At 71.6% G+C, this 23,178-nt stretch carries 26 protein-coding genes; 25 read left to right on the top strand and 1 reads right to left on the bottom strand.

The features are described from left to right. The first annotated feature begins 363 nt into the window (after nucleotides 1-363). The 17 genes from IH25_RS0121455 to IH25_RS0121535 all read left to right on the top strand — a co-directional run bounded on the left by IH25_RS0121455 (nucleotide 364) and on the right by IH25_RS0121535 (nucleotide 13,480). The gene (locus tag IH25_RS0121455; RefSeq protein WP_030612774.1) at nucleotides 364-966 is read left to right on the top strand and encodes a hypothetical protein; all 603 of its coding nucleotides are present in this window, start codon (nucleotides 364-366) and stop codon (nucleotides 964-966) included. Between the two features lie 308 nt (nucleotides 967-1,274). Beyond that, entirely contained in the window at nucleotides 1,275-1,694 is a 420-nt protein-coding gene (gene rpsP, locus IH25_RS0121460; protein WP_030612777.1) for a 30S ribosomal protein S16, read from the top strand. A 5-nt stretch (nucleotides 1,695-1,699) separates the two neighbouring features. Continuing rightward, nucleotides 1,700-1,939 (top strand): RNA-binding protein, encoded by a 240-nt coding sequence (locus IH25_RS0121465; protein ID WP_030612780.1) that lies wholly within the window; start codon nucleotides 1,700-1,702, stop codon nucleotides 1,937-1,939. Between the two features lie 82 nt (nucleotides 1,940-2,021). Further along, a complete protein-coding gene (gene rimM / locus IH25_RS0121470; RefSeq protein ID WP_030612783.1) occupies nucleotides 2,022-2,567 on the top strand; it encodes a ribosome maturation factor RimM in 546 nt (181 codons plus the stop codon). Further along, nucleotides 2,564-3,397 carry a tRNA (guanosine(37)-N1)-methyltransferase TrmD gene (trmD, locus tag IH25_RS0121475; protein ID WP_030612787.1) on the top strand — a complete coding sequence of 278 codons (834 nt, stop codon included), beginning with the start codon at nucleotides 2,564-2,566 and terminating at the stop codon, nucleotides 3,395-3,397. Before rimM ends, trmD begins: the two co-directional genes overlap by 4 nt. Before the next feature lie 136 nt (nucleotides 3,398-3,533). Continuing rightward, complete coding sequence (gene rplS / locus IH25_RS0121480) at nucleotides 3,534-3,884, top strand: 50S ribosomal protein L19 (protein ID WP_030612790.1); 351 nt, start codon at nucleotides 3,534-3,536, stop codon at nucleotides 3,882-3,884. Nucleotides 3,885-3,928: 44 nt separating this feature from the next. Then, nucleotides 3,929-4,630, top strand: coding sequence for a signal peptidase I (gene lepB / locus IH25_RS0121485; RefSeq protein ID WP_030612793.1), 702 nt, complete (start codon nucleotides 3,929-3,931; stop codon nucleotides 4,628-4,630). Next, nucleotides 4,623-5,711, top strand: coding sequence for a signal peptidase I (gene lepB / locus IH25_RS0121490; RefSeq protein WP_030612796.1), 1,089 nt, complete (start codon nucleotides 4,623-4,625; stop codon nucleotides 5,709-5,711). Before lepB (IH25_RS0121485) ends, lepB (IH25_RS0121490) begins: the two co-directional genes overlap by 8 nt. Next, nucleotides 5,602-6,624, top strand: a complete 1,023-nt coding sequence (gene lepB, locus IH25_RS0121495; RefSeq protein ID WP_078844352.1) for a signal peptidase I — start codon at nucleotides 5,602-5,604, stop codon at nucleotides 6,622-6,624. Before lepB (IH25_RS0121490) ends, lepB (IH25_RS0121495) begins: the two co-directional genes overlap by 110 nt. Nucleotides 6,625-6,725: 101 nt before the next feature. Beyond that, the gene (lepB, locus tag IH25_RS0121500; RefSeq protein WP_030612801.1) at nucleotides 6,726-7,511 is read left to right on the top strand and encodes a signal peptidase I; all 786 of its coding nucleotides are present in this window, start codon (nucleotides 6,726-6,728) and stop codon (nucleotides 7,509-7,511) included. Further along, complete coding sequence (locus tag IH25_RS0121505) at nucleotides 7,501-8,049, top strand: NUDIX hydrolase (protein ID WP_030612805.1); 549 nt, start codon at nucleotides 7,501-7,503, stop codon at nucleotides 8,047-8,049. Before lepB (IH25_RS0121500) ends, IH25_RS0121505 begins: the two co-directional genes overlap by 11 nt. Nucleotides 8,050-8,105: 56 nt before the next feature. Next, nucleotides 8,106-8,414, top strand: a complete 309-nt coding sequence (locus IH25_RS0121510; protein WP_014675276.1) for a DUF2469 domain-containing protein — start codon at nucleotides 8,106-8,108, stop codon at nucleotides 8,412-8,414. A gap of 126 nt (nucleotides 8,415-8,540) precedes the next feature. Beyond that, on the top strand, nucleotides 8,541-8,903 hold the full coding sequence (locus IH25_RS0121515; RefSeq protein ID WP_030612809.1) for a YraN family protein: 363 nt from the start codon (nucleotides 8,541-8,543) through the stop codon (nucleotides 8,901-8,903). After that, nucleotides 8,904-10,529 carry a YifB family Mg chelatase-like AAA ATPase gene (locus IH25_RS0121520; protein ID WP_030612812.1) on the top strand — a complete coding sequence of 542 codons (1,626 nt, stop codon included), beginning with the start codon at nucleotides 8,904-8,906 and terminating at the stop codon, nucleotides 10,527-10,529. It begins immediately after the preceding gene. Then, nucleotides 10,526-11,686 carry a DNA-processing protein DprA gene (dprA, locus tag IH25_RS0121525; RefSeq protein WP_030612815.1) on the top strand — a complete coding sequence of 387 codons (1,161 nt, stop codon included), beginning with the start codon at nucleotides 10,526-10,528 and terminating at the stop codon, nucleotides 11,684-11,686. Before IH25_RS0121520 ends, dprA begins: the two co-directional genes overlap by 4 nt. A gap of 329 nt (nucleotides 11,687-12,015) precedes the next feature. After that, a complete protein-coding gene (gene whiG / locus IH25_RS0121530) occupies nucleotides 12,016-12,858 on the top strand; it encodes an RNA polymerase sigma factor WhiG (protein WP_030612820.1) in 843 nt (280 codons plus the stop codon). Between the two features lie 64 nt (nucleotides 12,859-12,922). Continuing rightward, nucleotides 12,923-13,480, top strand: coding sequence for a TetR/AcrR family transcriptional regulator (locus IH25_RS0121535; protein ID WP_030612823.1), 558 nt, complete (start codon nucleotides 12,923-12,925; stop codon nucleotides 13,478-13,480). 93 nt (nucleotides 13,481-13,573) lie between these two features. Here the strand turns inward: IH25_RS0121535 and IH25_RS0121540 are convergent, their stop codons facing one another. Continuing rightward, a complete protein-coding gene (locus IH25_RS0121540; protein ID WP_051754071.1) occupies nucleotides 13,574-14,143 on the bottom strand; it encodes a M23 family metallopeptidase in 570 nt (189 codons plus the stop codon). A 274-nt stretch (nucleotides 14,144-14,417) separates the two neighbouring features. Here IH25_RS0121540 and rpsB point away from each other — a divergent pair, with 274 nt between their 5' ends. The 8 genes from rpsB (at nucleotide 14,418) to IH25_RS0121580 (ending at nucleotide 23,158) form a co-directional block, all read left to right on the top strand. Next, nucleotides 14,418-15,305 (top strand): 30S ribosomal protein S2, encoded by an 888-nt coding sequence (gene rpsB, locus IH25_RS0121545; RefSeq protein WP_030612829.1) that lies wholly within the window; start codon nucleotides 14,418-14,420, stop codon nucleotides 15,303-15,305. A 165-nt stretch (nucleotides 15,306-15,470) separates the two neighbouring features. Beyond that, nucleotides 15,471-16,307 (top strand): translation elongation factor Ts, encoded by an 837-nt coding sequence (gene tsf / locus IH25_RS0121550; RefSeq protein WP_030612832.1) that lies wholly within the window; start codon nucleotides 15,471-15,473, stop codon nucleotides 16,305-16,307. 216 nt (nucleotides 16,308-16,523) lie between these two features. Beyond that, entirely contained in the window at nucleotides 16,524-17,282 is a 759-nt protein-coding gene (gene pyrH, locus IH25_RS0121555) for a UMP kinase (RefSeq protein ID WP_030612835.1), read from the top strand. A gap of 175 nt (nucleotides 17,283-17,457) precedes the next feature. Continuing rightward, nucleotides 17,458-18,015, top strand: a complete 558-nt coding sequence (gene frr, locus IH25_RS0121560; RefSeq protein WP_030612838.1) for a ribosome recycling factor — start codon at nucleotides 17,458-17,460, stop codon at nucleotides 18,013-18,015. Then, a complete protein-coding gene (locus IH25_RS0121565; RefSeq protein ID WP_078844353.1) occupies nucleotides 18,015-19,154 on the top strand; it encodes a phosphatidate cytidylyltransferase in 1,140 nt (379 codons plus the stop codon). Before frr ends, IH25_RS0121565 begins: the two co-directional genes overlap by 1 nt. A gap of 195 nt (nucleotides 19,155-19,349) precedes the next feature. Further along, the gene (locus IH25_RS0121570; RefSeq protein ID WP_167346039.1) at nucleotides 19,350-20,714 is read left to right on the top strand and encodes a cytochrome P450; all 1,365 of its coding nucleotides are present in this window, start codon (nucleotides 19,350-19,352) and stop codon (nucleotides 20,712-20,714) included. 49 nt (nucleotides 20,715-20,763) lie between these two features. After that, a complete protein-coding gene (gene rlmN, locus IH25_RS0121575; protein ID WP_030612848.1) occupies nucleotides 20,764-21,870 on the top strand; it encodes a 23S rRNA (adenine(2503)-C(2))-methyltransferase RlmN in 1,107 nt (368 codons plus the stop codon). A gap of 214 nt (nucleotides 21,871-22,084) precedes the next feature. Continuing rightward, nucleotides 22,085-23,158, top strand: a complete 1,074-nt coding sequence (locus IH25_RS0121580; protein ID WP_030612852.1) for a thiamine ABC transporter substrate-binding protein — start codon at nucleotides 22,085-22,087, stop codon at nucleotides 23,156-23,158. The last annotated feature ends 20 nt before the right edge of the window (nucleotides 23,159-23,178 follow it).

Here is a 23,178-nt window from a genome sequence, read left to right on the forward strand (position 1 = left end):
GTGGCCGCGCACGGGGGAGCGGCCGGCGCCGTCGGAGGCGGGCCGGTGGCGGGCCGTGCGGCCGTACGCGGTAACGTCGCGCGGGCGGGGAAACGCCGCGCGGGCGGGGGTACCGGCCGCGACGGGACGGCGGGCCGCGAGCGGCCGGATGCGCCCCCTCGCCGGCGGCCCGTGTCGCCTCCCGGCCCACCGGCGGGGCGTAGCGCGGACTACGCACCAGCTTGGGTGGAGCTGTGACGCTTCTCCGCAGATCAGCGCACCCGCCCTCGTCAGGACGCATCAGCGGCAACTGACGGGTACGTGCAAATTATTTGGGATGCCCCGGAATAGGAACACAGAGGCACCCCCGCTCGTTGTCATTACGTGAGCACGACACAGACACAGACACCACCTGTTCTCGCCGCAGAGCTGGCGCAGGCGTGGGCCGACATTCAGCGGCACCACCCCGAGCTGCCGGACCTCGCCGCACCGGAGTCCCTGATCGGAGAGTCGTCGTCCGCGTGTGGTCACGAACTCTCCTTCGAACGACTTCTCCATGAGGCGGTCCACGGCATCGCCGCCGCCCGGGGCATCCGGGACACCTCCCGGGCCGGCCGCTACCACAACCGCCGTTTCCTCGCGATCGCCGAGGAGCTGGGCCTGGACCACCCCGAGGAGCCGCACCCGAGCAGCGGTTTCTCCCTGGTCACGCTCAACGCCGAGGCGAAGCGCCGCTACCGCCCGACCATCGAGCGCCTCCAGCGCGCGCTGAAGGCGCACCTGGCCGCCACCTCCGCCGACACCTCCCGCACCTTCCGGGGCCCGGCCGCCCGGCACGGCTCCTCCGGCGGCGGGGTCCGGGTCAAGGCGGTGTGCGACTGCGGGCGCAACGTCCGGGTCGTCCCGTCGGTCCTCGCCCAGGCGCCCATCGTCTGCGGCGGCTGCGGCAAGCCGTTCAGGATCCCGGAGGTCATGGGGGTGGCGTAGGCGTCGCGCGCGGAGCCCGGCATCTCGTGGCTGCCGGGCCGCGGGCGGCGACCGCACAGCACCGGGCAGCGCACCCGACGTGCCCTCACCTCCACGCCGGGTGCCGCTGAACCGTGCCCCGCGCCGCAGTCCGGCCGCCCCGGGCCGGAAGCGGTCCGCGGGGTGTGGCAGAATGGCTAGCTGTACTCGACAGCCGCACAGGACCCCTCTCTCCTCCGGCTGACGCGTCCATCGGGCACTCGGGTACCGCAACCCCACGCGGCGTCTCGCCGTGCCCAACCACGTCAATTCCAGGAGAACCCACTCCCGTGGCAGTCAAGATCAAGCTGAAGCGTCTGGGCAAGATCCGTTCGCCTCACTACCGCATCGTCGTCGCCGACTCCCGTACCCGCCGTGACGGCCGGGCCATCGAGGAGATCGGCAAGTACCACCCGACCTACAACCCGTCGGTCATCGAGGTGGACGCCGAGCGTGTGGCGTACTGGCTCGGTGTCGGCGCGCAGCCGACCGAGCCCGTGCTCGCCATCCTGAAGAAGACCGGCGACTGGCAGAAGTTCAAGGGCGAGCCGGCTCCCGCGCCGCTGCTCGTCGCCGAGCCCAAGCCGGCCCGTCCGTCGTTCGAGGCGTTCACCGGTGAGGACGAGGGCAAGGGTGAGGCGATCACCCAGAAGAAGAAGGCTGAGAAGAAGGACGAGGCTGCTGCTGAGTCCGGCTCGACCGAGGCCTGAGCAGCATGCTCGAAGAGGCGCTTGAGCACCTCGTGAAGGGCATCGTCGACAACCCTGACGATGTGCAGGTCGCCTCGCGCAACCTGCGCCGCGGACGCGTGCTGGAGGTCCGGGTCCACCCGGACGACCTCGGCAAGGTGATCGGCCGCAACGGCCGCACCGCGCGCGCCCTGCGTACCGTCGTGGGCGCCATCGGCGGTCGCGGTGTCCGCGTCGACCTGGTCGACGTGGACGACGTCCGCTGACGCTTCATCGCAACCGGCTCGGGCCGGGGAGGGCCACTGGGCCGTCCCCGGCCCGCAGTCGTATGACAGGAGATTTGGACAGGTGCAGCTGGTAGTCGCACGGATCGGCCGTGCCCATGGCGTGAAGGGCGAGGTCACCGTCGAGGTACGTACCGACGAGCCGGAGCTCAGGCTCGGCCCCGGCGCCGTACTCGCCACGGATCCCCCTTCCGCGGGACCCCTGACCATCGAGACGGGGCGGGTGCACAGCGGCCGCCTCCTGCTGCGTTTCGAGGGCGTCACCGACCGCACCGCGGCCGAGGCCCTGCGCAACACCCTGCTCATCGCCGAGGTGGACCCGGAGGAGCTGCCCGAAGGCGAGGACGAGTACTACGACCATCAGCTGATCGACCTGGACGTGGTCACCGAGGACGGCACGGAGGTCGGCCGGATCACCGAGATCTCCCACCTGCCCTCGCAGGACCTGTTCATCGTGGAGCGGCCGGACGGCAGCGAGGTGATGATCCCGTTCGTGGAGGAGATCGTCACCGACATCGACCTGGCCGAGCAGCGGGCGGTCATCGCACCGCCGCCGGGCCTGATCGACGACCGCGCCGAGATCGCCTCCTCCAGGGACGAGGACGCATGAGGCTCGACGTCGTCACGATCTTCCCCGAGTACCTCGAACCGCTGAACGTCTCCCTCGTCGGCAAGGCACGCGCGCGCGGACAGCTGGACGTCCACGTGCACGACCTGCGCGACTGGACGTACGACCGGCACAACACGGTGGACGACACGCCCTACGGTGGCGGCCCCGGCATGGTCATGAAGACCGACCCCTGGGGTGACGCCCTCGACACCGTCCTCGCCGACGGCTACGAGTCCGGCGCCCACGCCCCCGCGCTGATCGTGCCCACGCCCAGCGGCCGTCCCTTCACCCAGGAACTGGCCGTCGAGCTCTCCGAACGCCCCTGGCTGATCTTCACACCGGCCCGCTACGAGGGCATCGACCGGCGCGTCATGGACGAGTACGCCACCCGGCTGCCGGTCTACGAGGTCTCCATCGGCGACTACGTCCTGGCCGGCGGCGAGGCGGCCGTCCTGGTCGTCACGGAGGCCGTCGCCCGGCTGCTGCCCGGCGTCCTGGGCAACGCCGAGTCCCACCGCGACGACTCCTTCGCTCCCGGCGCGATGGCGAACCTCCTCGAAGGCCCCGTCTACACCAAGCCGCCCGTCTGGCGCGGCCGGGACATCCCCGAGGTGCTGCTCAGCGGCCACCACGGGAAGATCGCCCGCTGGCGCCGCGACGAGGCGCTGAAGCGCACGACCGCCCACCGGCCCGACCTGATCGAGCGCTGCGACCCCAAGGCCTTCGACAAGAAGGACCGCGAGATGCTCTCCATCCTGGGCTGGGCACCGGACCCGGACGGGGAGCCGTACGGCCGATTTTGGCGCCGCGCCGAGGGCGTGGAAGAATAGGCCGCTGTTGTGCGTCCGTCCGGCGAGCGCCCCTGCCACAGGGGGACACGACGCCCGCCCCGACCCGCACGGCAGTCCTCCTGGAACCCCTAGTTTCCGTTGATGACCTGTGGCATCAGCGAGGAAAGCAGACGAAATGTCTCACCTGCTCGACTCCGTCGACTCCGCGTCGCTGCGCAGCGACATCCCGGCCTTCCGTCCGGGTGACACCGTCAACGTCCACGTCCGCGTCATCGAGGGCAACCGCTCCCGTGTGCAGCAGTTCAAGGGCGTTGTGATCCGCCGCCAGGGCTCCGGTGTCCGCGAGACCTTCACGGTCCGCAAGGTCTCGTTCTCCGTCGGCGTCGAGCGCACCTTCCCGGTGCACACCCCGATCGTCGAGAAGATCGAGCTGGTCACCCGTGGTGACGTGCGCCGCGCCAAGCTGTACTACCTCCGTGAGCTGCGCGGCAAGGCCGCGAAGATCAAGGAGAAGCGCGAGAGCTGAGTGCTCTGACGGTTCACAGCGGGGCCGGATAGCATCTGGCCCCGATGGACACCGAAGCACAGCCGACGCAACGCGACCGCTCCTCCCACCCCGGTCCTCCGGGGGCGGAGGGCCGGTCGCGTTTCGCGTGGGCGGCCCGGCTCGCCGACTGGCTCCCGGGCGGCCGGATCACCCTCACCCTCCTGGCCGGCCTGGCGTTCCTGCTGGTCCTCAACGCCTTCGTGGTGCAGCCGTTCCAGATCCCGAGCGGCTCCATGGAGCAGGGGCTGCGCGTCGGTGACCGCGTTCTCGTGAACAAGGTCGCGTACCGTTTCGGTGCCCAGCCGCGCCGCGGTGACGTGATCGTGTTCGACGGAACCGGGTATTTCGGGGACGCCGACTACGTCAAGCGGGTCGTCGGGGTAGGGGGAGACCATGTGGTCTGCTGCGACAAGCGGGGGAGGCTCCAGGTGAACGGCCGACCGGTCGACGAGACCGCGTTCCTCTATCCCGGGGACAGCGCCTCCAGCGTGCCCTTCGACGTCGTCGTGCCCCCGGGCCGGCTGTTCGTCCTCGGCGACCACCGCAGCGACTCCAGCGACTCCCGCGACCACCTCGGCTCGCCCGGCGGGGGCATGATCCCCGTCGGGGAGGTCATCGGCCGGGCCGACTGGATCCTGTGGCCGTACCGCCACTGGACGCACCTGACCAGGCCGTCCGCCTACGCGCGCGTGCCCGGCGCCCCGGCGGAGGGCGGCCATGGGTAACCGCGGCAAGCCCCGCGGGGTGCCCGCCGGCCCCGCCGACAACCTGCTGCCCACCGGGGCCCGCCGCACCTCCGCACCCGGCGGCGGCCGTACCCGCGCGGAGCGCCGCAGGCTCCAGCGCAAGGTCAAGCGCAAGCGCAGACGCTCGGCCGTCCGGGAGATCCCCCTCCTGGTGGGCGTCGCCGTCCTCATCGCGCTCGTCCTGAAGACCTTCCTCGTCCAGGCGTTCGTGATCCCGTCCGGGTCCATGGAGGAGACGATCCGGATCGGCGACCGGGTACTGGTCGACAAGCTCACCCCCTGGTTCGGCGCCGAACCGGAGCGCGGGGACGTCGTCGTCTTCCACGACCCGGGCGGCTGGCTCCAGGACGAGCAGACCGCCAAGAAGAACGACCCGGCCGTCCTCAAGCAGCTCAAGGAAGGCCTCGGCTTCATCGGCCTGCTGCCGTCCGACAACGAGAAAGACCTGATCAAACGGGTCATCGGGGTCGGCGGCGACCATGTGAGGTGCTGTGACGCACAGGGACGCGTCACCGTCAACGGCGTACCGCTCACCGAGGGCGACTACCTCTATCCGGGGGACCAGCCGTCCGCCACGCCCTTCGACATCACCGTGCCCCAGGGCCGGCTGTGGGTCATGGGCGACCACCGGGGCAACTCCGCGGACTCCCGCTCCCACCAGGACACCCCGTACGGCGGCACGGTCTCCGTGGACTCCGTGGTCGGCCGGGCCATGGTCATCGGCTGGCCGGTCGGCCACTGGACGCGCCTTGCGGAACCTAAAACCTTCGCAAGCGTCACCGACTCGGCGTCGGGGACGGCTGCCGCTCCCCAGGTGTCGCATAGGGTTGCCCCGGAGAATCGGAATGGAATGACACGGCTTGCGACCCCTGCGGAACTCCCGCTCGTTATGGGAGTGGTGGGCCTGCGCAGTGTGTGGGGCAGGCAGCGGCACAGAGTGAGGAGTTGGCGTGGGGGATGTTGCGGTTGGCGCACGGTCGGGGCACGACGGCGAGGAGCACCGCGGGCACCCCGGGGAGTCGGACGTTCCCGTACCGGACGGCGCCGTGAACTCCGGTGACGGCCGGGCGGACGGCGGTGAGGGCACGCCGGAGGGCGGGCCACCTGCCGGGACCGCGGCGCCGGCCGCGGGGGCGCGCGGGCCCAGGCAGTCGCGCTCCTTCTGGAAGGAGCTGCCGATCCTGATCGGCATCGCGCTGGTCCTGGCGCTGCTGATCAAGACGTTCCTGGTGCAGGCGTTCTCGATCCCGTCCGACTCGATGCAGAACACCCTCCAGCAGGGTGACCGCGTCCTGGTCGACAAGCTCACCCCGTGGTTCGGCTCCGAGCCCGAGCGCGGCGAGGTCGTCGTCTTCCACGACCCGGACAACTGGCTGGCGGGCGAGCCGACGCCGACCCCGAACCCGGTGCAGAAGGTCCTCAGCTGGATCGGCCTGATGCCCTCGGCGGAGGAGAAGGACCTCATCAAGCGGGTGATCGGAGTCGGCGGCGACACGGTCGAGTGCAAGAACAGCGGCCCGCTGAAGGTCAACGGCAAGGCGCTGGACGAGCCGTACGTCTACCCGGGCAACACGCCGTGCAGCGTGGACGACCAGGGCGGCCAGTTCAAGGTGAAGGTCCCCCAGGGCTACATCTGGGTGATGGGCGACCACCGCCAGAACTCCCGTGACTCGCGCTACAACCAGTCCGACAAGAACCACGGCATGGTTCCCGTGGACAAGGTCGTCGGCCGCGCGATCGTCAAGGCCTGGCCCATCAACCGCTGGGGCACCCTGCCCGTCCCGGACACCTTCGACCAGCCCGGCCTCGACCGGCAGTCCTCCGCCGCCGCGTCCCTGACGGCGGCCCCGCAGGGCCTGGCCGCCGCCGCGGTGCTGCCGGTGGCGCTGTGGCGCCGCCGGCGAGGCGAGCGCGCGGCGGCGGGGCCGCAGCGGCCGACGGCGACCGGGAACGCGTCCGCGGGCGAGCTGTGATCCACGGCCGGCCTCCGTCCGCCGGCTGCCGGCTTCGCTAGGGGTCCGGTCGTGCTGGAGGGGCTGCCCCCGCTCGGTACCGCCGGGTAGGGTGCGGGTCCATGGGTGGCGAGAGCATGACGCGTACGGCCCCGTCGGGCGGCGGCACCGGCACGGCACGGGCCGGCGGCGGCCGGCTCGGGCAGCGGCTGTCCGGCCTGGCGGTGGCGCTGGGCCTGGTGATGTTCCTCGGCGGCTTCGCGTGGGCGGCGCTGATCTACCGGCCGTACACCGTCCCGACCAGTTCCATGTCGCCCACCATCGGCGTCGGCGACCGGGTGCTGGCCCAGCGGGTCGACGGTGACGAGGTACGGCGCGGTGACGTGGTCGTCTTCGAGGACGAGAACTGGGTCGCCGACTCCAAGGTGGTCAAGCGTGTGGTCGCCGTGGGCGGGGACACCGTCTCCTGCTGCACCGGCGGCAGGCTGACCGTCGACGGCAAGCCCATCGAGGAGCCCTATCTGCCCAAGGGCAGCCCGGCCGAGCTCCAGGGCTTCGGCACGGTGACCGTCCCCGAGGGCCGGCTCTTCCTCCTCGGCGACGAACGCCAGGGTTCCCTGGACTCCACCGCCCACCTCGGCGAGGCGGCGCGGGGCACCGTCTCCCGTGACGCGGTCTCGGCCCGCGTGGACGCCGTCGTCTGGCCCTGGAAGGGCATGCTCAAGCGCCCCACCGGCTTCGAGACGCTGGGCGCCCTGTCCGAGCCGGGCCCGCTGCGCACGATCGAGGCGCTGATCGTGGCCGGCGCGGTCCTGGTCCTCGCCGGGGGCGCCTACGGCCCGGTCGCGGCCCGCCTCGGCCGCTCCCGCACCGCCACGACCCGCGCGGAGACGGCCGGTGCCCGCTGAGACGACGCGGCCGGCGGGGGAGCCGCACGAGGACGACCGGCCGCATGAGACCGCGGGCGGCCCCCGCAAGGTGGCCCGGGTGGTGCTGCTCGACCCGCGGGACCGCATCCTCCTCCTGCACGGACACGAGCCGGACGACCCGGACGACGACTGGTGGTTCACGCCCGGCGGCGGACTGGAGGGCACCGAGACGCGCGAGGAGGCCGCGCTGCGGGAACTCGCCGAGGAGACCGGCATCACCGACGTCGACCTGGGCCCCGTCATCTGGCGGCGGCGCTGCTCGTTCCCGTTCGCGGGCCGCCGCTGGGACCAGGACGAGTGGTACTACCTGGCCCGCACCAGCCAGACGGCCACCGCGGCGACGGCGCTGACGGAGCTGGAGCGGCGCAGCGTCGCCGGAGCGCGCTGGTGGACGTGTGGGGAACTGGCCCGGGCCCATGAGACGGTGTATCCGACCAGACTCGCCGAGCTGCTGCGCACGCTGCTCGTCGAAGGTCCCCCCGCCGGGCCCGTGACCCTCGACACGGAAATCGTCTGAGGGACCCTCGGGCTGGCGCACAATGGTGGGATCGCACGGCTGAAGGGGAACATGCCATGAGCGCCGAGGACCTCGAGAAGTACGAGACCGAGATGGAGCTGAAGCTCTACCGGGAGTACCGAGATGTCGTCGGTCTGTTCAAATACGTGATCGAGACCGAGCGTCGTTTCTATCTCACCAATGACTACGAGATGCAGGTGCACTCGGTGCAGGGCGAGGTGTTCTTCGAGGTCACGATGGCCGACGCCTGGGTCTGGGACATGTATCGCCCGGCTCGCTTCGTCAAGCAGGTGCGCGTCCTGACGTTCAAGGACGTGAACATCGAGGAGCTGAACAAGAGCGATCTGGAGCTGCCGGGCGGCTGATGACCTGCGGCTTCAGGAGATATCACCCGTTCGAGTGACGGAGTTTTCCACAACCGCCGAGTAGTCCCCCAAGATCAACAGCGGGGGCCGGAATGCGTGACGGTTGGCGCCCAAGGAGGTGCCGAAATGAACGCACGAGAGGCAATCGGCAAATACGGCGAGGACCTGGCCGCCCGGCGGCTCGCCGAGGCCGGCATGACGATCCTGGAGCGCAACTGGCGCGGTGGACGGGCCGGCGAGATCGACATCGTGGCGCGGGACGGGGACGCGCTCGTCGTCTGCGAGGTGAAGACCCGCAGGGGCGGTGCGTACGAGCATCCGATGGCCGCGGTGACCCCCGAGAAGGCGGCCAGGCTGCGGGCCCTGGCCGAACGCTGGATCCAGGCCCACGGAGGAGCCCCGCCGGGCGGTGTCCGCATCGACCTCGTCGGCGTCCTCCTGCCCCGCCGGGGCGCGCCCTCGGTCGAACACGCGCGGGGGGTGGCCTGAATGGCGTTCGCCCGCACCTGCTCCGTCGCCCTGGTGGGCGTCGAGGGCGTGGTCGTCGAGGTCCAGGCCGACCTCGAACCCGGAGTGGCGGCCTTCACCCTGGTCGGCCTCCCGGACAAAAGCCTGACGGAAAGCCGCGACCGGGTACGGGCGGCGGTGGTGAACTCGGGTGGCGAGTGGCCGCAGAAGAAGCTCACCGTCGGACTCAGCCCGGCGTCGGTCCCCAAGGCCGGCTCGGGCTTCGACCTGGCCGTCGCCTGCGCGGTGCTCGGCGCCGCCGAACGGATCGATCCCCGGGTCCTCGCCGACATCGTCATGATCGGAGAGCTGGGACTGGACGGCCGGGTGCGACCGGTACGGGGCATCCTGCCGGCCGTCCTCGCGGCGGCCGACGCGGGGTACGAGCAGGTGGTCGTGCCCGAGTGCGCCGCCGCCGAGGCATCGCTGGTCCCCGGTGTGTCCGTGCTCGGGGTCCGCAGCCTGCGCCAGCTCATCGCGGTCCTCGCCGAGGAGCCCGTACCCGACGAGGAACCGGACGTGCAGGGCCGGCCCGATCCCCTGCTGGCCGGGCTGCGCGTGCCGGGCACGGGCGCGGCCACCGGTATGCACAGCGTGGGCGCCGCACAGCACGACCACGATCACGACCTGGCGGACGTCGTGGGGCAGACCGCCGCCCGTACGGCCGTGGAGGTGGCCGCCGCGGGCGGACACCACCTCTTCCTGGAGGGGCCGCCAGGGGCGGGCAAGACCATGCTCGCCGAACGCCTGCCCGCGGTCCTTCCCCGGCTCACCCAGGCGGATTCGCTCGAGGTCACGGCGGTGCACTCGGTCGCCGGGCTGCTGCCCCCGGGCAAGCCGCTCATCGACGTCGCCCCCTACTGCGCGCCCCACCACTCGGCCACGATGCAGTCACTCGTCGGCGGCGGCCCCGGCATCGCCCGGCCCGGGGCGGTGTCCCTGGCCCATCGAGGCGTGCTCTTCCTGGACGAGGCCCCCGAGTTCCACAGCCAGACCCTGGACGCCTTGCGGCAGCCACTGGAGTCGGGGCATGTCGTGATCGCGCGCAGCGCCGGGGTGGTCCGGTTCCCGGCGCGGTTCCTGATGGTCCTGGCGGCCAACCCCTGTCCCTGCGGCCGCTTCTCGCTCCGCGACTCGCTGTGCGAGTGCCCGCCGTCGGTGATCCGCCGCTATCAGTCCCGGCTGTCCGGACCGCTGCTGGACCGGGTGGATCTCCGGGTGGAGGTCGATCCGGTCACCCGGGCCCAGCTCATCGAGCCCGGCGCCCGGGGCGAATCCACGGCGACCGTGGCCGGGCGGGTGCGGCAGGCCCGGGAGCGGGCGGCGGCCCGCCTCGACGGCACGCCGTGGCGCACCAACAGCGAAGTGCCCGGCCGGGAACTGCGCAGCCGCTACCATGCCGCCGCCGGGGCGATGGACGAGGCCGAACGCGGCCTCGAACGCGGCCTGCTCACCGCCCGAGGCATCGACCGGGTGCTGCGTGTCGCCTGGACGATCGCCGACCTCGTCGGGCACGACCGCCCGGACGCGACCGATGTCGCCCTGGCCCTGCAACTGCGCACCGGCGTCCCGCGAGGGGTGCCGATGGCCATCGGGGCGCTCGCATGACCGGCGCGCGGCAGCCCGGAGACGAACTGCTCGACCGGGTCCTCCTGGCGCGGGTCATCGAGCCGGGGGACGAGGTCGCGGGGCGGTGGGTGCGGGAGTTCGGGGTGGGGGAGGTGGTGCGGCGACTGCGGTGCGGGGGTGAGGCCCTGCCGGGAGTCACCGCCACCCGGTGGGCGGGGCTGCTCGCGCGGGCCGGGCAGGCGGAGCCGGAGCGGGATCTCGCGCTCGCCCGGGCCGTCGGGGCGCGGTTCGTGTGCCCGGGGGACGGCGAATGGCCCCGCCAGCTCGACGACCTCGGCGACGCCCGCCCCCTCGGACTGTGGGTGCGCGGCCGGCCCAGCCTGCGGATGTGGGCGCTGCGCTCCGTGGCCGTGGTCGGCGCCCGCGCCTGCACCGAGTACGGCACCCACACGGCGGCCACCCTCGCCGCCGGCCTCGCCGAGCGCGGCTGGGTGGTGGTGTCGGGCGGCGCCTACGGCATCGACGGCGCCGCCCACCGGGGCGCTCTCGCCGCCCGCGGCGCCACCGTCGCCGTCCTGGCCTGCGGTGTCGACCAGCCCTACCCCCGCGGCCACGCCGCGCTGATCGGCCGGATCGCCCACCAGGGACTGGTGGTCGGCGAGCTGCCGCCCGGTGATCACCCCACCCCCAGCCGGTTCATCCTCCGCAACCGCGTCATCGCCGCGCTGACCCGGGGCACCGTCGTCGTGGAGGCCGCCCGCCGCAGCGGCTCGCTGGCCACCGCGCGGGCCGCGCAGCGCCTCGGCCGGTTCACCATGGGCGTGCCAGGCCCGGTCACCAGCGCCCTCTCCGCGGGCGTGCACGACCTGCTGCGCGGCGAGGCCACCCTGGTCGCCGACGCCACCGAGATCATCGAACTCGTCGGCGCCATGGGCGAACTCGCACCCGTCCGGCGCGGCCCGGTGCTCCCGCGCGACCTGCTGGAACCGCACACCCGCGGAGTGCTCGCCGCCCTGCCCGCGGGCCGCTCCGCACCCGTCGAGGAGATCGCGCTCGGCGCGCGCACCACCCGGGAGGACGCGGTCGCGAGGCTGTACGAGCTCCGCGCGCTGGGCTACGTCGAACGACACGGCGATGGCTGGAAGTTGACACGCCAGGCGGTGATCTCGGTCCCGAATGGTCACCCACCGTACTGACCGGCCGTGTTCGGCCGTCCGGGGGAATGCCCGACAGCCTTGGAGTTTCCCGGAGTTGGCGGGTCCGGCCGGTCACGGAGAGCGAGCTGTGCCCGGACGTCATCCGCCCGGCGTGAGCCCCGCGCACGAGTGGAGCCGTCTTGTTCGCTCACCGCGACTCCGCAGTCACGCTACGCTCACGAAGGAGCGACGCAGACCGCGTCAACCCGACATCAGACCGACACCTCACCCAGTCAGCCCCCTTCTCCGCACCGACCCCACTCGACCCCACTTCCTCCCACTTCACAGCACATCACGGCACTTCACGGCAGAACGGCACAAGGCGACGAATGCCCCAGCACACCTCCGGGTCCGACCGGGCGGCGATCCCCCCAGCCGCCCGCGACGGTGGCAGCGCCCGACCGCCCGCACCCTCGACGCTCGACGAGCTGTGGCGGTCGTACAAGGCGACGGGGGACGACCGGCTGCGGGAGCAGTTGATCCTGCACTACTCGCCGCTGGTCAAGTACGTGGCGGGCCGGGTCAGCGTCGGGCTGCCGCCCAATGTGGAGCAGGCCGACTTCGTCTCCTCGGGAGTGTTCGGACTGATCGACGCGATCGAGAAGTTCGACATCGACCGGGAGATCAAGTTCGAGACGTACGCGATCACCCGGATCCGCGGCGCCATGATCGACGAACTGCGGGCGCTGGACTGGATCCCGCGCTCGGTCCGGCAGAAGGCGCGCAACGTCGAGCGCGCCTACGCCACCCTGGAGGCGCGGCTGCGGCGGACGCCGTCGGAGGGCGAGGTCGCCGCCGAGCTGGGCATGGAGGTCGACGAACTGCACGCCGTGTTCAGCCAGCTGTCGCTGGCCAACGTGGTCGCCCTGGAGGAGCTGCTGCACGTCGGCGGCGAGGGCGGGGACCGGCTCAGCCTGATGGACACGCTGGAGGACACCGCCGCCGACAATCCGGTGGAGGTGGCCGAGGACCGGGAGCTGCGGCGCTTCCTGGCCCGGGCGATCAACACCCTGCCCGAGCGGGAGAAGACCGTCGTCACCCTCTACTACTACGAGGGGCTCACCCTCGCCGAGATCGGCAATGTCCTCGGTGTCACCGAGAGCCGGGTCAGCCAGATCCACACCAAATCCGTGCTCCAGCTGCGGGCCAAGCTGGCCGCCTTCGGCCGCTGAGTCCTCCCGTTCGCCGGGGCGGATCCGTAAAGTGGTCGCCGTGCCAAGGATTCGAGCGGCCTCGGTGGCCGAACACCGGTCGATGCAGCGAGCCGCCCTGCTGGATGCGGCTCGGACCCTGCTGTCCGAGGGCGGGACGGAGGCGCTGACCTTTCCCGCGCTGGCCGAGCGTACGGGGCTGGCGCGGTCGTCCGTGTACGAGTACTTCCGCTCCCGGGCCGCGGTGGTCGAGGAGCTGTGCGCGGTCGACTTCCCGGTGTGGGCGGCGGAGGTCGAGGCGGCGATGGAGCGGGCCGACTCGGCCGCGGGCAAGGTCGAGGCGTATGTGCGCCGGCAGCTCGCGCTGGTCGGCGACCGGCGGCACCGCGCCGTGGTGGCCATCTCCGCGAGCGAACTGGACGCCGGGGCCCGGGAGAAGATCCGGGCGGCCCACGGAGGGCTGATCGCCATGATCGTCGAGGCGCTCGGAGAACTGGGCCACGAGCAGCCCCGGCTGGCGGCGATGCTGTTGCAGGGCGTGGTGGACGCGGCCGTGCGGCGCATCGAGCTGGGCGCCGCCGAGGATCCCGCGGTGGTCACGGAGGCGGCCGTGAGCATGGCCCTGCGGGGCGTGACGGGCTGACCGAAGCCGCGCAGGGCTGCCGGCCGGCTGGGCGGCAGGTAGTCACGCAGGGCTGCCGGCCGGCTGGGCGGGGCAGGTAGTCGCGCAGGCCCGTTAGCCGGCCGGAGGGACGGGCAGCAGTCTCGACGGGCCCCCGTTCAGCAGCCACGGGGGCAGCAGCGTCAGCGGGTCCAGGTAGGTCCCGCCCCGCAGCAGGCCCCAGTGGAGACAGGGCGCCGTGCCGCAGTGGGCGCCCGCCTCCAGCGTCCCGACCACTTCGCCGGCGTCCACCTGGTCGCCCTCGCCCACCGAGGCCCGTACCGGCTCGTACGTCATCCGCAGGTCCGTTCCCCGGACCGCCAGCGAGAGCACGCCCCGGCCCGCCACCCGGCCCGCGAACAGCACCCGGCCGGGGGCCACCGCACGCACGGGCGAGCCGGCCGGGGCCGCCAGGTCCACTCCCCGGTGCCCGGGGCCGTACACCGTCGGGGGCGGCCGCCAGCCGCGCAGAACCGGCGGGCGGGTGCCGACCGGCCAGGCGCGGGCGAGGGCCGGCACCCTGGGCGAGGGGGCCGTCGGCGGAACCGGGGGCGGAGTGTCCGCCCAGGCCAGAGGGGTGAGCAGGGCCGCCGTCAGCACCAGCGGCAGAGCCGTCCACAACGTCCACAACGTCACGTAGCGCATGCCGTACACCGTCCCGCACCCCGCCGCACGCGGCCGGAGCCTGTGGACTACTCGCCGGTTGTGGACAGTGCCGTCACCCGGTACTCCGTCGGTCCCGTACACTTCTTCTGGCGATCCGGGTCACCGGGTCGACTTCGCACGCCCCGGTACGGCGGCCGGCAACGGTTCCTACCAAGCGCCCCTCGGTCCTTCGCGGCACGGCGCGTCGCGGGCGTCAGGCGCGACCGCCGTCCGGCGGACGCGGCACAACCGAGAACACCAAGGAGAAACGGCCATGGCCGTCGTCACGATGCGGGAGCTGCTGGAGAGCGGCGTCCACTTCGGTCACCAGACCCGTCGCTGGAACCCGAAGATGAAGCGCTTCATCTTCACCGAGCGCAACGGCATCTACATCATCGACCTGCTCCAGTCGCTGTCGTACATCGACCGCGCCTACGAGTTCGTCAAGGAGACCGTCGCCCACGGCGGCACGGTCATGTTCGTCGGCACGAAGAAGCAGGCGCAGGAGGCCATCGCCGAGCAGGCCACCCGCGTCGGCATGCCCTACGTCAACCAGCGCTGGCTGGGCGGCATGCTCACCAACTTCTCGACCGTCTACAAGCGTCTGCAGCGCCTCAAGGAGCTGGAGCAGATCGACTTCGAGGACGTCGCGGCCTCCGGTCTGACCAAGAAGGAGCTGCTGGTCCTCTCCCGTGAGAAGGCCAAGCTGGAGAAGACCCTCGGCGGTATCCGCGAGATGCAGAAGGTGCCCAGCGCCGTCTGGATCGTGGACACCAAGAAGGAGCACATCGCCGTTGGTGAGGCCCGGAAGCTGAACATTCCGGTCGTCGCGATCCTCGACACCAACTGCGACCCCGACGAGGTCGACTACAAGATCCCGGGCAACGACGACGCGATCCGCTCCGTCACCCTGCTCACCCGCGTGATCGCCGACGCCGTCGCCGAGGGCCTCATCGCCCGTTCCGGCGTGGCCGGCGGTGACAAGGGCGAGAAGGCCGCGGGCGAGCCGCTCGCCGAGTGGGAGCGCGACCTGCTGGAGGGTGAGAAGAAGGCCGAGGAGGCTCCGGCCGCCGACGCCGCTGCCGAGGCTCCGGCCGCCGAGGCCCCCGCCGCCGAGGCTCCGGCCGCCGAGGCTCCGGCCGCCGAGGGCGAGCAGGCCTGACGCCGGTCCGTCAGCGTTCGACAGCGGGGGCGGTAGCGCCTCCGGCGCGTTGAAAACCGCCCCCGCTGTTCACCCGTAGGTCAGCACGACGTACGCGGGCCGCGACTGAATGTGGGTCGCGACCGTGCGGATCTAAACCAGACTTCGAGAAAGACTCACAGACTCATGGCGAACTACACCGCCGCCGACGTCAAGAAGCTCCGTGAGCTGACCGGCGCCGGCATGATGGACTGCAAGAAGGCGCTGGACGAGGCCGAGGGCAACGTCGAGAAGGCCGTCGAGGCGCTGCGGATCAAGGGCCAGAAGGGCGTCGCCAAGCGCGAGGGCCGCTCCGCCGAGAACGGCGCCGTGGTCTCCATCATCGCCGACGACAACTCCTCCGGTGTCCTGGTCGAGCTGAAGTGCGAGACGGACTTCGTCGCCAAGGGCGAGAAGTTCCAGGCCGTGGCCAAGGCCATCGCCGAGCACGTCGCCAAGACGAACCCGGCCGACATCGAGGCCCTGCTGGCCTCCGAGATCGAGCCCGGCAAGACCGTCCAGGCGTTCGTGGACGAGGCCAACGCCAACCTCGGCGAGAAGATCGTCCTGGACCGCTTCGCGCAGTTCTCCGACGGCTACGTCACCGCCTACATGCACCGCACCATGCCCGACCTGCCCCCGCAGATCGGTGTCCTGGTCGAGCTCGACAAGCCGAACGCCGAGGTCGCCAAGGGCGTCGCGCAGCACATCGCCGCCTTCGCGCCGAAGTACCTGGCCAAGGAGGACGTGCCGGCGGACGTCGTCGAGTCCGAGCGTCGCATCGCCGAGGAGACCACCCGCGCCGAGGGCAAGCCCGAGGCCGCGATCGCCAAGATCGTCGAGGGTCGTCTGAACGGCTTCTTCAAGGACGCCACGCTGCTCGGCCAGCCGTACGCGCTGGACAACAAGAAGTCGGTCCAGAAGGTTCTGGACGAGGCCGGTGTCACCCTGAAGCGCTTCTCGCGCATCAAGGTCGGCATCTGAGTCCGTACCGCGATCGACGCGCGACCCCGGAGGAATTCCGTGAGGAAATCCCGATAGGGTCGACCGCAGTCGTCCGTCCCCATCGCCCCACCCCGGCGTGCGGCGGACGGCAGCAGATCTGACGAGGAGGCCATTGCCGCGCATGGGAGCGAAAAGCGACCCCATCGGCAATGGCCTTCTTCGTATGTGCAACACGTGAAAGAGGCGGGATCCCCCATGACCACCAAGGCCCAGAAGAGCGACGACGGCAAAGTACCCGGCCGGTTTCTGCTGAAGCTGTCCGGAGAGGCCTTCTCCGGTGGCGGGGGCCTGGGCGTCGACCCCGACGTGGTGCACAAGATCGCCCGCGAGATCGCGGCCGTCGTGCGCGACGGCGCCCAGATCGCGGTCGTCATCGGCGGCGGCAACTTCTTCCGCGGCGCCGAACTCCAGCAGCGCGGCATGGACCGCGCCCGCTCCGACTACATGGGCATGCTCGGCACCGTGATGAACTGCCTCGCCCTCCAGGACTTCCTGGAGAAGGAGGGCATCCAGTCCCGCGTGCAGACCGCCATCACCATGGGCCAGGTCGCCGAGCCGTACATCCCGCTGCGCGCCGTGCGCCACCTGGAGAAGGGCCGCGTGGTCATCTTCGGCGCCGGTATGGGCATGCCCTACTTCTCCACCGACACCACCGCCGCCCAGCGCGCCCTGGAGATCGACGCCGAGGCGCTGCTCATGGGCAAGAACGGCGTGGACGGGGTCTACGACTCCGACCCCAAGACCAACCCCGACGCCGTCAAGTTCGACGCGCTCGGCTACGGCGAGGTCATCACCCGGGATCTCAAGGTCGCCGACGCCACCGCCATCACGCTGTGCCGGGACAACAGCCTCCCGATCCTCGTCTTCGAGCTTCTCGCGGAGGGCAATATCGCCCGCGCCGTCAAGGGTGAGAAGATCGGCACGCTGGTGGGTGACCAGGGCAGCCGGGACTGACCCGGGATCAACCCGGCCGGTGATGTACGGCCCTGTGAGGGGGCCGGGCCCCGGCCGGGGGATGGACAATGTCCTGCCGGTCGGGAACCGTGCAGGAAGAAGACGCGACGCAGCCGGCCGCCGACCGACCCAGGAACCGCAGCCGGGCCTTACTCAAGACACGCAGGAGCAAGTGGTGATCGAAGAGAGCCTCCTCGAAGCCGAGGAGAAGATGGAGAAGGCCGTCGTGGTCGCCAAGGAGGACTTCGCCGCGATCCGCACCGGCCGTGCGCACCCGGCGATGTTCAACAAGATCGTGGCCGAGTACTACGGTGCCCCGACGCCGATCAACCAGCTGGCCTCGTTCTCGGTGCCGGAGCCGCGCATGGCGGTCGTGACCCCGTTCGACAAGACCGCGCTGCGCAACATCGAGCAGGCGATCCGCGACTCCGACCTGGGCGTCAACCCCAGCAACGACGGCAACATCATCCGTGTGACGTTCCCCGAGCTGACCGAGGAGCGCCGCCGCGAGTACATCAAGGTCGCCAGGGGCAAGGGTGAGGACGCGAAGGTCTCCATCCGCTCCGTGCGCCGCAAGGCCAAGGACGCCATCGACAAGCTCGTCAAGGACGGCGAGGTCGGTGAGGACGAGGGCCGCCGTGCGGAGAAGGACCTCGACGATCTGACGGCGAAGTACGTCGCCCAGGTGGACGAGCTCCTCAAGCACAAGGAAGCGGAGCTGCTCGAAGTCTGATGAGCGACTCTTCCTGGGGGGCGCCACCACCGGCGGGGCAGACCGGCTACTGGGGGTCCACCGTGGGTGGGCCTGTCCAGGGGGCTGCCCCGGCGGGTCCCGCGTACGATGCGCCTGAGGCGCAGCAGACTCGCCCCATGCCCATCGTGCCCGACGGCCCCGCGTACGGCGGAGACCAGGACGACGACCGGGGGGCCGCTCGGCTGAGCGGCCCCCTGTTCCGAGACGAGACGTTCCAGGCCGGGGAGCTCCCGGCCGAGACCCAGAACCCGGAGCCCATGTCCGACGTCCCGCAGCCGCCGCCGGCACCGGCCCCGCAGAAGAAGAGCGCGGGCCGGGACCTGAGCGCGGCCATAGGGGTCGGCGTCGGGCTCGGTGTGGTGATCGTCGCGTCCCTGTTCATCGTCAAGGCCGTGTTCGTCGGCGTGATAGCGATCGCCGTCGTGGTCGGGCTGTGGGAGCTGACCAGCAGGCTCAAGGAGCGCAAGGAGATCAGGGCGCCGCTCGTGCCGCTCGCGGTGGGCGGTGCGGCCATGGTCGTCGCCGGCTATGTGCGCGGTGCCGAGGGCGCGTGGGTGGCGATGGCCCTCACCGCCCTGGCCACCCTGGTCTGGCGCATGACGGAACGGCCGGAGGGCTACCTCAAGGACGTCACGGCCGGTGTCTTCGCCGCGTTCTACGTGCCGTTCCTGGCCACGTTCGTCGCGCTGATGCTCGCCGCCGACGACGGTCCCTGGCGGGTGCTGACCTTCCTGCTGCTGACGGTCGTCAGCGACACCGGCGCCTACGCGGTCGGCTGGCGCTTCGGCAAGCACAAGCTCGCCCCGCGCATCAGCCCCGGCAAGACCCGCGAGGGCCTGCTGGGCGCGGTGCTGTTCGCCATGGTGGCGGGCGCGCTGTGCACGCAGTTCCTGATCGACGACGGAGCCTGGTGGCAGGGCCTGCTGCTGGGCCTGGCGGTCGCGGCCAGCGCCACGCTGGGCGACCTCGGCGAATCCATGATCAAGCGCGACCTGGGCATCAAGGACATGGGCACCTTGCTCCCCGGCCACGGCGGCATCATGGACCGCCTGGACTCGCTGCTGCCCACGGCTCCGGTGGTGTGGCTGCTCCTGGTGGTCTTCGTCGGCTCCGCGTGAGCGGTACGGCTTCCCGGCCCCCGTCCTGTGTCACAGCAGGGCGGGGGCCGTCGTCGTAGCGGCGAGGTCGTAGGCGGGAGGCGGTACGTACCCGGATGCCGCAGCAGGAATCGGCGGCCCCGTCCCGTGCGCGGCAGACTCCTCACAGGACGGCGCTCGTGCCGCCGCCCGGCGCCGCAGCAGGGAGTGTGCCCGATGCCCCTCGACCCCGCCCCCGCCTCCGCGTCCGTGTGCCCGGCCCCCGTCTCCGTGTGCCCCGCCCACACCTCCGTGTGCCCGGCCTCCGTCTCCGCGTGCCCGGCGTCCGCCTCGGCGTCCCCCGCCCTCGCCACCTCCACGCCTCCCGCCCTCGCCGCCCCCACGCCTCCCGCCGTGCGGTTCTGGCCCGTGGACGATCTGCCCGCGCTCGACCCCGATCCGTTCCTGGACGAACTGGTCCGCGACGAGCCGGTCGCCCGGATCAGGCTGCCGTTCGGTAAGGGCTGGGCCTGGCTGGTCACCCGGTACGAGGACGTCCGGTTCGTCACCTCCGACCCGCGCTTCTCCCGGGAACGGGTCGTCGGACGCGAGGTCACCACCATGCGCCCGGTGCCGGTCGCCTCGCAGACGGCCGGGCTCCAGTACGTCGACCCGCCCCGGCACACCCGGCTGCGCCGGGTCGTCGCCCGCGCGTTCACCGGGCGGAGCATGCGGCGGCTGCGTCCGCTCGCCGAGCGCAGGGCCGCCGAGCTGCTCGACGGGATGGCACATGCCGGTGCCCCGGCCGACCTCATGGAGCATCTGCACGGCCCGTTCCCGCTCGCCGTGCTCCGCGACTTCCTCGGCGTGGCCGAGGAGGACCGGCAGGACTGGGCCGCGACCGGCGAGGCCCTGCTGTCGGCGGGCGCGGAGTCCGAGGAGCGCGCCCGGCAGGCGGCGAGGGCGACCCGGGAGCGGATCGCCGGACTGCTCCGGCAGCGCCGCGAGGAACCCCGCGAGGACCTGGCCGGGGTGCTGGCGCGGGCCGCCGCCGACGGCGAGATCACCGACGACGAGGCGGTCTCCCTCGCGATCGCCGTCCAGGTCAGCGGCGGCCACGCGGTCCGCAGCAACAGCGGCTCGATGATGTACGCGCTGCTCACCCATCCCGCGCACCTGGACCGGCTGCGCCGTGAGCCGGAGCTGCTGCCCCGGGCCGTGGAGGAGCTGTTCCGCTACGTCCCGCACCGCAACGGCGTCGGCATCCCCCGGATCGCCACCGAGGACGTCGAGGTCGGCGGCCGGCTGATCCGCGCCGGAGACGTGGTCTACAACGCCTACCTGGCCGCGAACCGCGATCCCCGTGTGTTCCCCGACCCGGACGCCCTGGACTTCGACCGGGACCACCTCGCCCACCTGGCCTTCGGGCACGGCCCGCACCACTGCCTGGCCGCCGTGATGGCCCGCATGGAGGCCGAGGTCATGATCGGCGCCGTCCTCACCCGCTTCCCCGCCCTCCGGCTGGCCGTGCCTCCCGAGGAGGTCGAGTTCCAGCGCCGGGGCCTGATCCGCGGCCCGAGGACCCTGCCGGTGACCTGGTGAGACCGGGCTTTCCGGGCCACCCCAGTGGATCTGCGACACTGGATGCACCATGCCCAAGCCCGGAGAACTCACTTTCGTCGCGCCGCGCGGAGCCAAGAAGCCGCCGCGGCATCTCGCCGACCTCACGCCCGCCGAGCGCAAGGAAGCGGTGGCCGGGATCGGTGAGAAGCCGTTCCGTGCCAAGCAGCTCTCGCAGCACTACTTCGCGCGGTACGCGCACGACCCGGAGCAGTGGACCGACATCCCCGCCGGTTCGCGTGCCAAGCTCCAGGAGGCGCTGTTCCCGGAGCTGATGACCGTCGTCCGCCATCTGTCCACCGACGAGGGCACCACGCGCAAGACGCTGTGGCGCCTGTTCGACGGCACGCTGGTGGAGTCCGTGCTGATGCGCTACCCGGACCGGGTGACCATGTGCATCAGCTCGCAGGCCGGCTGCGGCATGAACTGCCCGTTCTGCGCGACCGGGCAGGCGGGGCTGGACCGCAACCTGTCCACCGCGGAGATCGTCCACCAGATCGTGGACGGCATGCGGGCGCTGCGCGACGGCGAGGTGCCCGGCGGGCCCGCGCGGCTGTCCAACATCGTCTTCATGGGGATGGGCGAGCCGCTCGCCAACTACAACCGGGTCGTCGGGGCCATCCGGGCGCTCACCGACCCCGCCCCGGACGGGCTCGGGCTCTCCCAGCGCGGGATCACCGTCTCCACCGTCGGTCTGGTGCCGGCCATCCACCGGTTCGCCGACGAGGGCTTCAAGTGCCGGCTGGCGATCTCCCTGCACGCCCCCGACGACGAGCTGCGCGACACCCTCGTCCCCGTGAACACGCGGTGGAAGGTGCGCGAGGTGCTGGACGCCGGCTTCGAGTACACCGAGAAGTCCGGCCGCCGGCTGTCCATCGAGTACGCGCTGATCCGGGACATCAACGACCAGGCGTGGCGCGGTGACCGGCTCGGCCGGCTGCTCAAGGGCCGGCCCGTGCACGTCAACCTCATCCCGCTCAACCCCACGCCGGGGTCGAAGTGGACGGCGTCCCGGCCGGAGGACGAGAAGGCCTTCGTGGAGGCCATCGCCGCCCATGGTGTGGCCGTCACCATCCGGGACACCCGTGGTCAGGAGATCGACGGAGCCTGTGGTCAGCTCGCGGCCACCGAGCGGTAATCTGACCGGGTCCACATATCTTCATATTCCGACAGGGGAGCGCCACAGCGCTGAGAGTGCGGCAACCGGGCCGCAGACCCTCTGAACCTCGCCCAGGTCATTCTGGGTAGGAAGTTCGGTCATCACTCAAGCTGTTGCGCCCTGTCCGGGCCGCCCGCGCGGCGGTCCGGGCAGGGCCGCGTCTCTTCCTGGCCAACCCCCAGGAGGACATCCAGTGCACAACAAGACCCTCGTGGCCGTGGCGGCGGGGCTCGGCCTGCTCGCGCTGTCCGCGTGCGGCACGGCGAACTCCGGGTCGTCCTCGGACCCCAAGACCGTCACCCTCGTCAGCCACGACTCGTGGAACGTCTCCAAGAGCGTCGTCAAGGACTTCGAGAAGCGGTCCGGGTACAAGCTCAGGGTCCTCAAGGACGGCGACGCCGGGCAGGCCGTCAACAAGGCGATCCTGACCAAGGGCAACCCGCAGGGCGATGTCTTCTTCGGCGTCGACAACACCCTGCTCTCCCGCGCCCTGGACAACGGCCTGTTCCAGCCCTACGAGCCGAAGGGCGCCGGCTCCGTCCGGCCGGAGAACCGCGTCGACCAGGACAAGCACCGCGTCACCCCGGTCGACACCGGCGACATCTGCGTCAACTACGACAAGGCCTGGTTCAGCGCGCACAAGCTGACCCCGCCGCGGTCCTTCGCCGACCTCGCCAAGCCCGCGTACAAGAACCTCCTCGTCACCGAGAACGCGGCCACCTCCTCGCCGGGCCTCGGCTTCCTGCTCGGCAGTGCCGCGGAGTTCGGCGACCAGGGCTGGCCGGGGTACTGGAAGAAGCTCAAGGCCAACGGCGTCAAGGTCGTCGACGGCTGGGAGCAGGCGTACTACCAGGAGTTCTCCGGCTCCTCCGAGGGCAGGAAGGCCGGCGGCGACCGGCCGCTGGTGGTGTCGTACGCCTCCTCCCCGCCCGCCGAGGTGATCTACGCCAAGAAGCGGCCCGCCACCGCCCCGACCGGGGTGGCCTACGGCACCTGCTTCCGGCAGACCGAGTACGCCGGGCTGCTGAGCAACGCGAAGAACCCCGAGGGCGGCAAGGCGCTCCTCGACTTCCTGCTCACCCGGGAGTTCCAGCAGGACATGCCGCTGAACATGTTCGTCTACCCGGTCGTGGAGGGGGCCGCCGTGCCCGCCGACTTCACCGAGTACGGTCCGGCCGCCAAGGACCCCGAGACCCTGGCCCCCGACAGAATCGCCGCCAACCGCGACCAGTGGGTCTCCTCGTGGACGTCGCTCGTACTGAAGTGACCGCCAAGGCGCGCGGCCGG

The organism is Streptomyces achromogenes subsp. achromogenes, assembly GCF_000720835.1.
In the GTDB taxonomy this organism is placed as follows: domain Bacteria; phylum Actinomycetota; class Actinomycetes; order Streptomycetales; family Streptomycetaceae; genus Streptomyces; species Streptomyces achromogenes.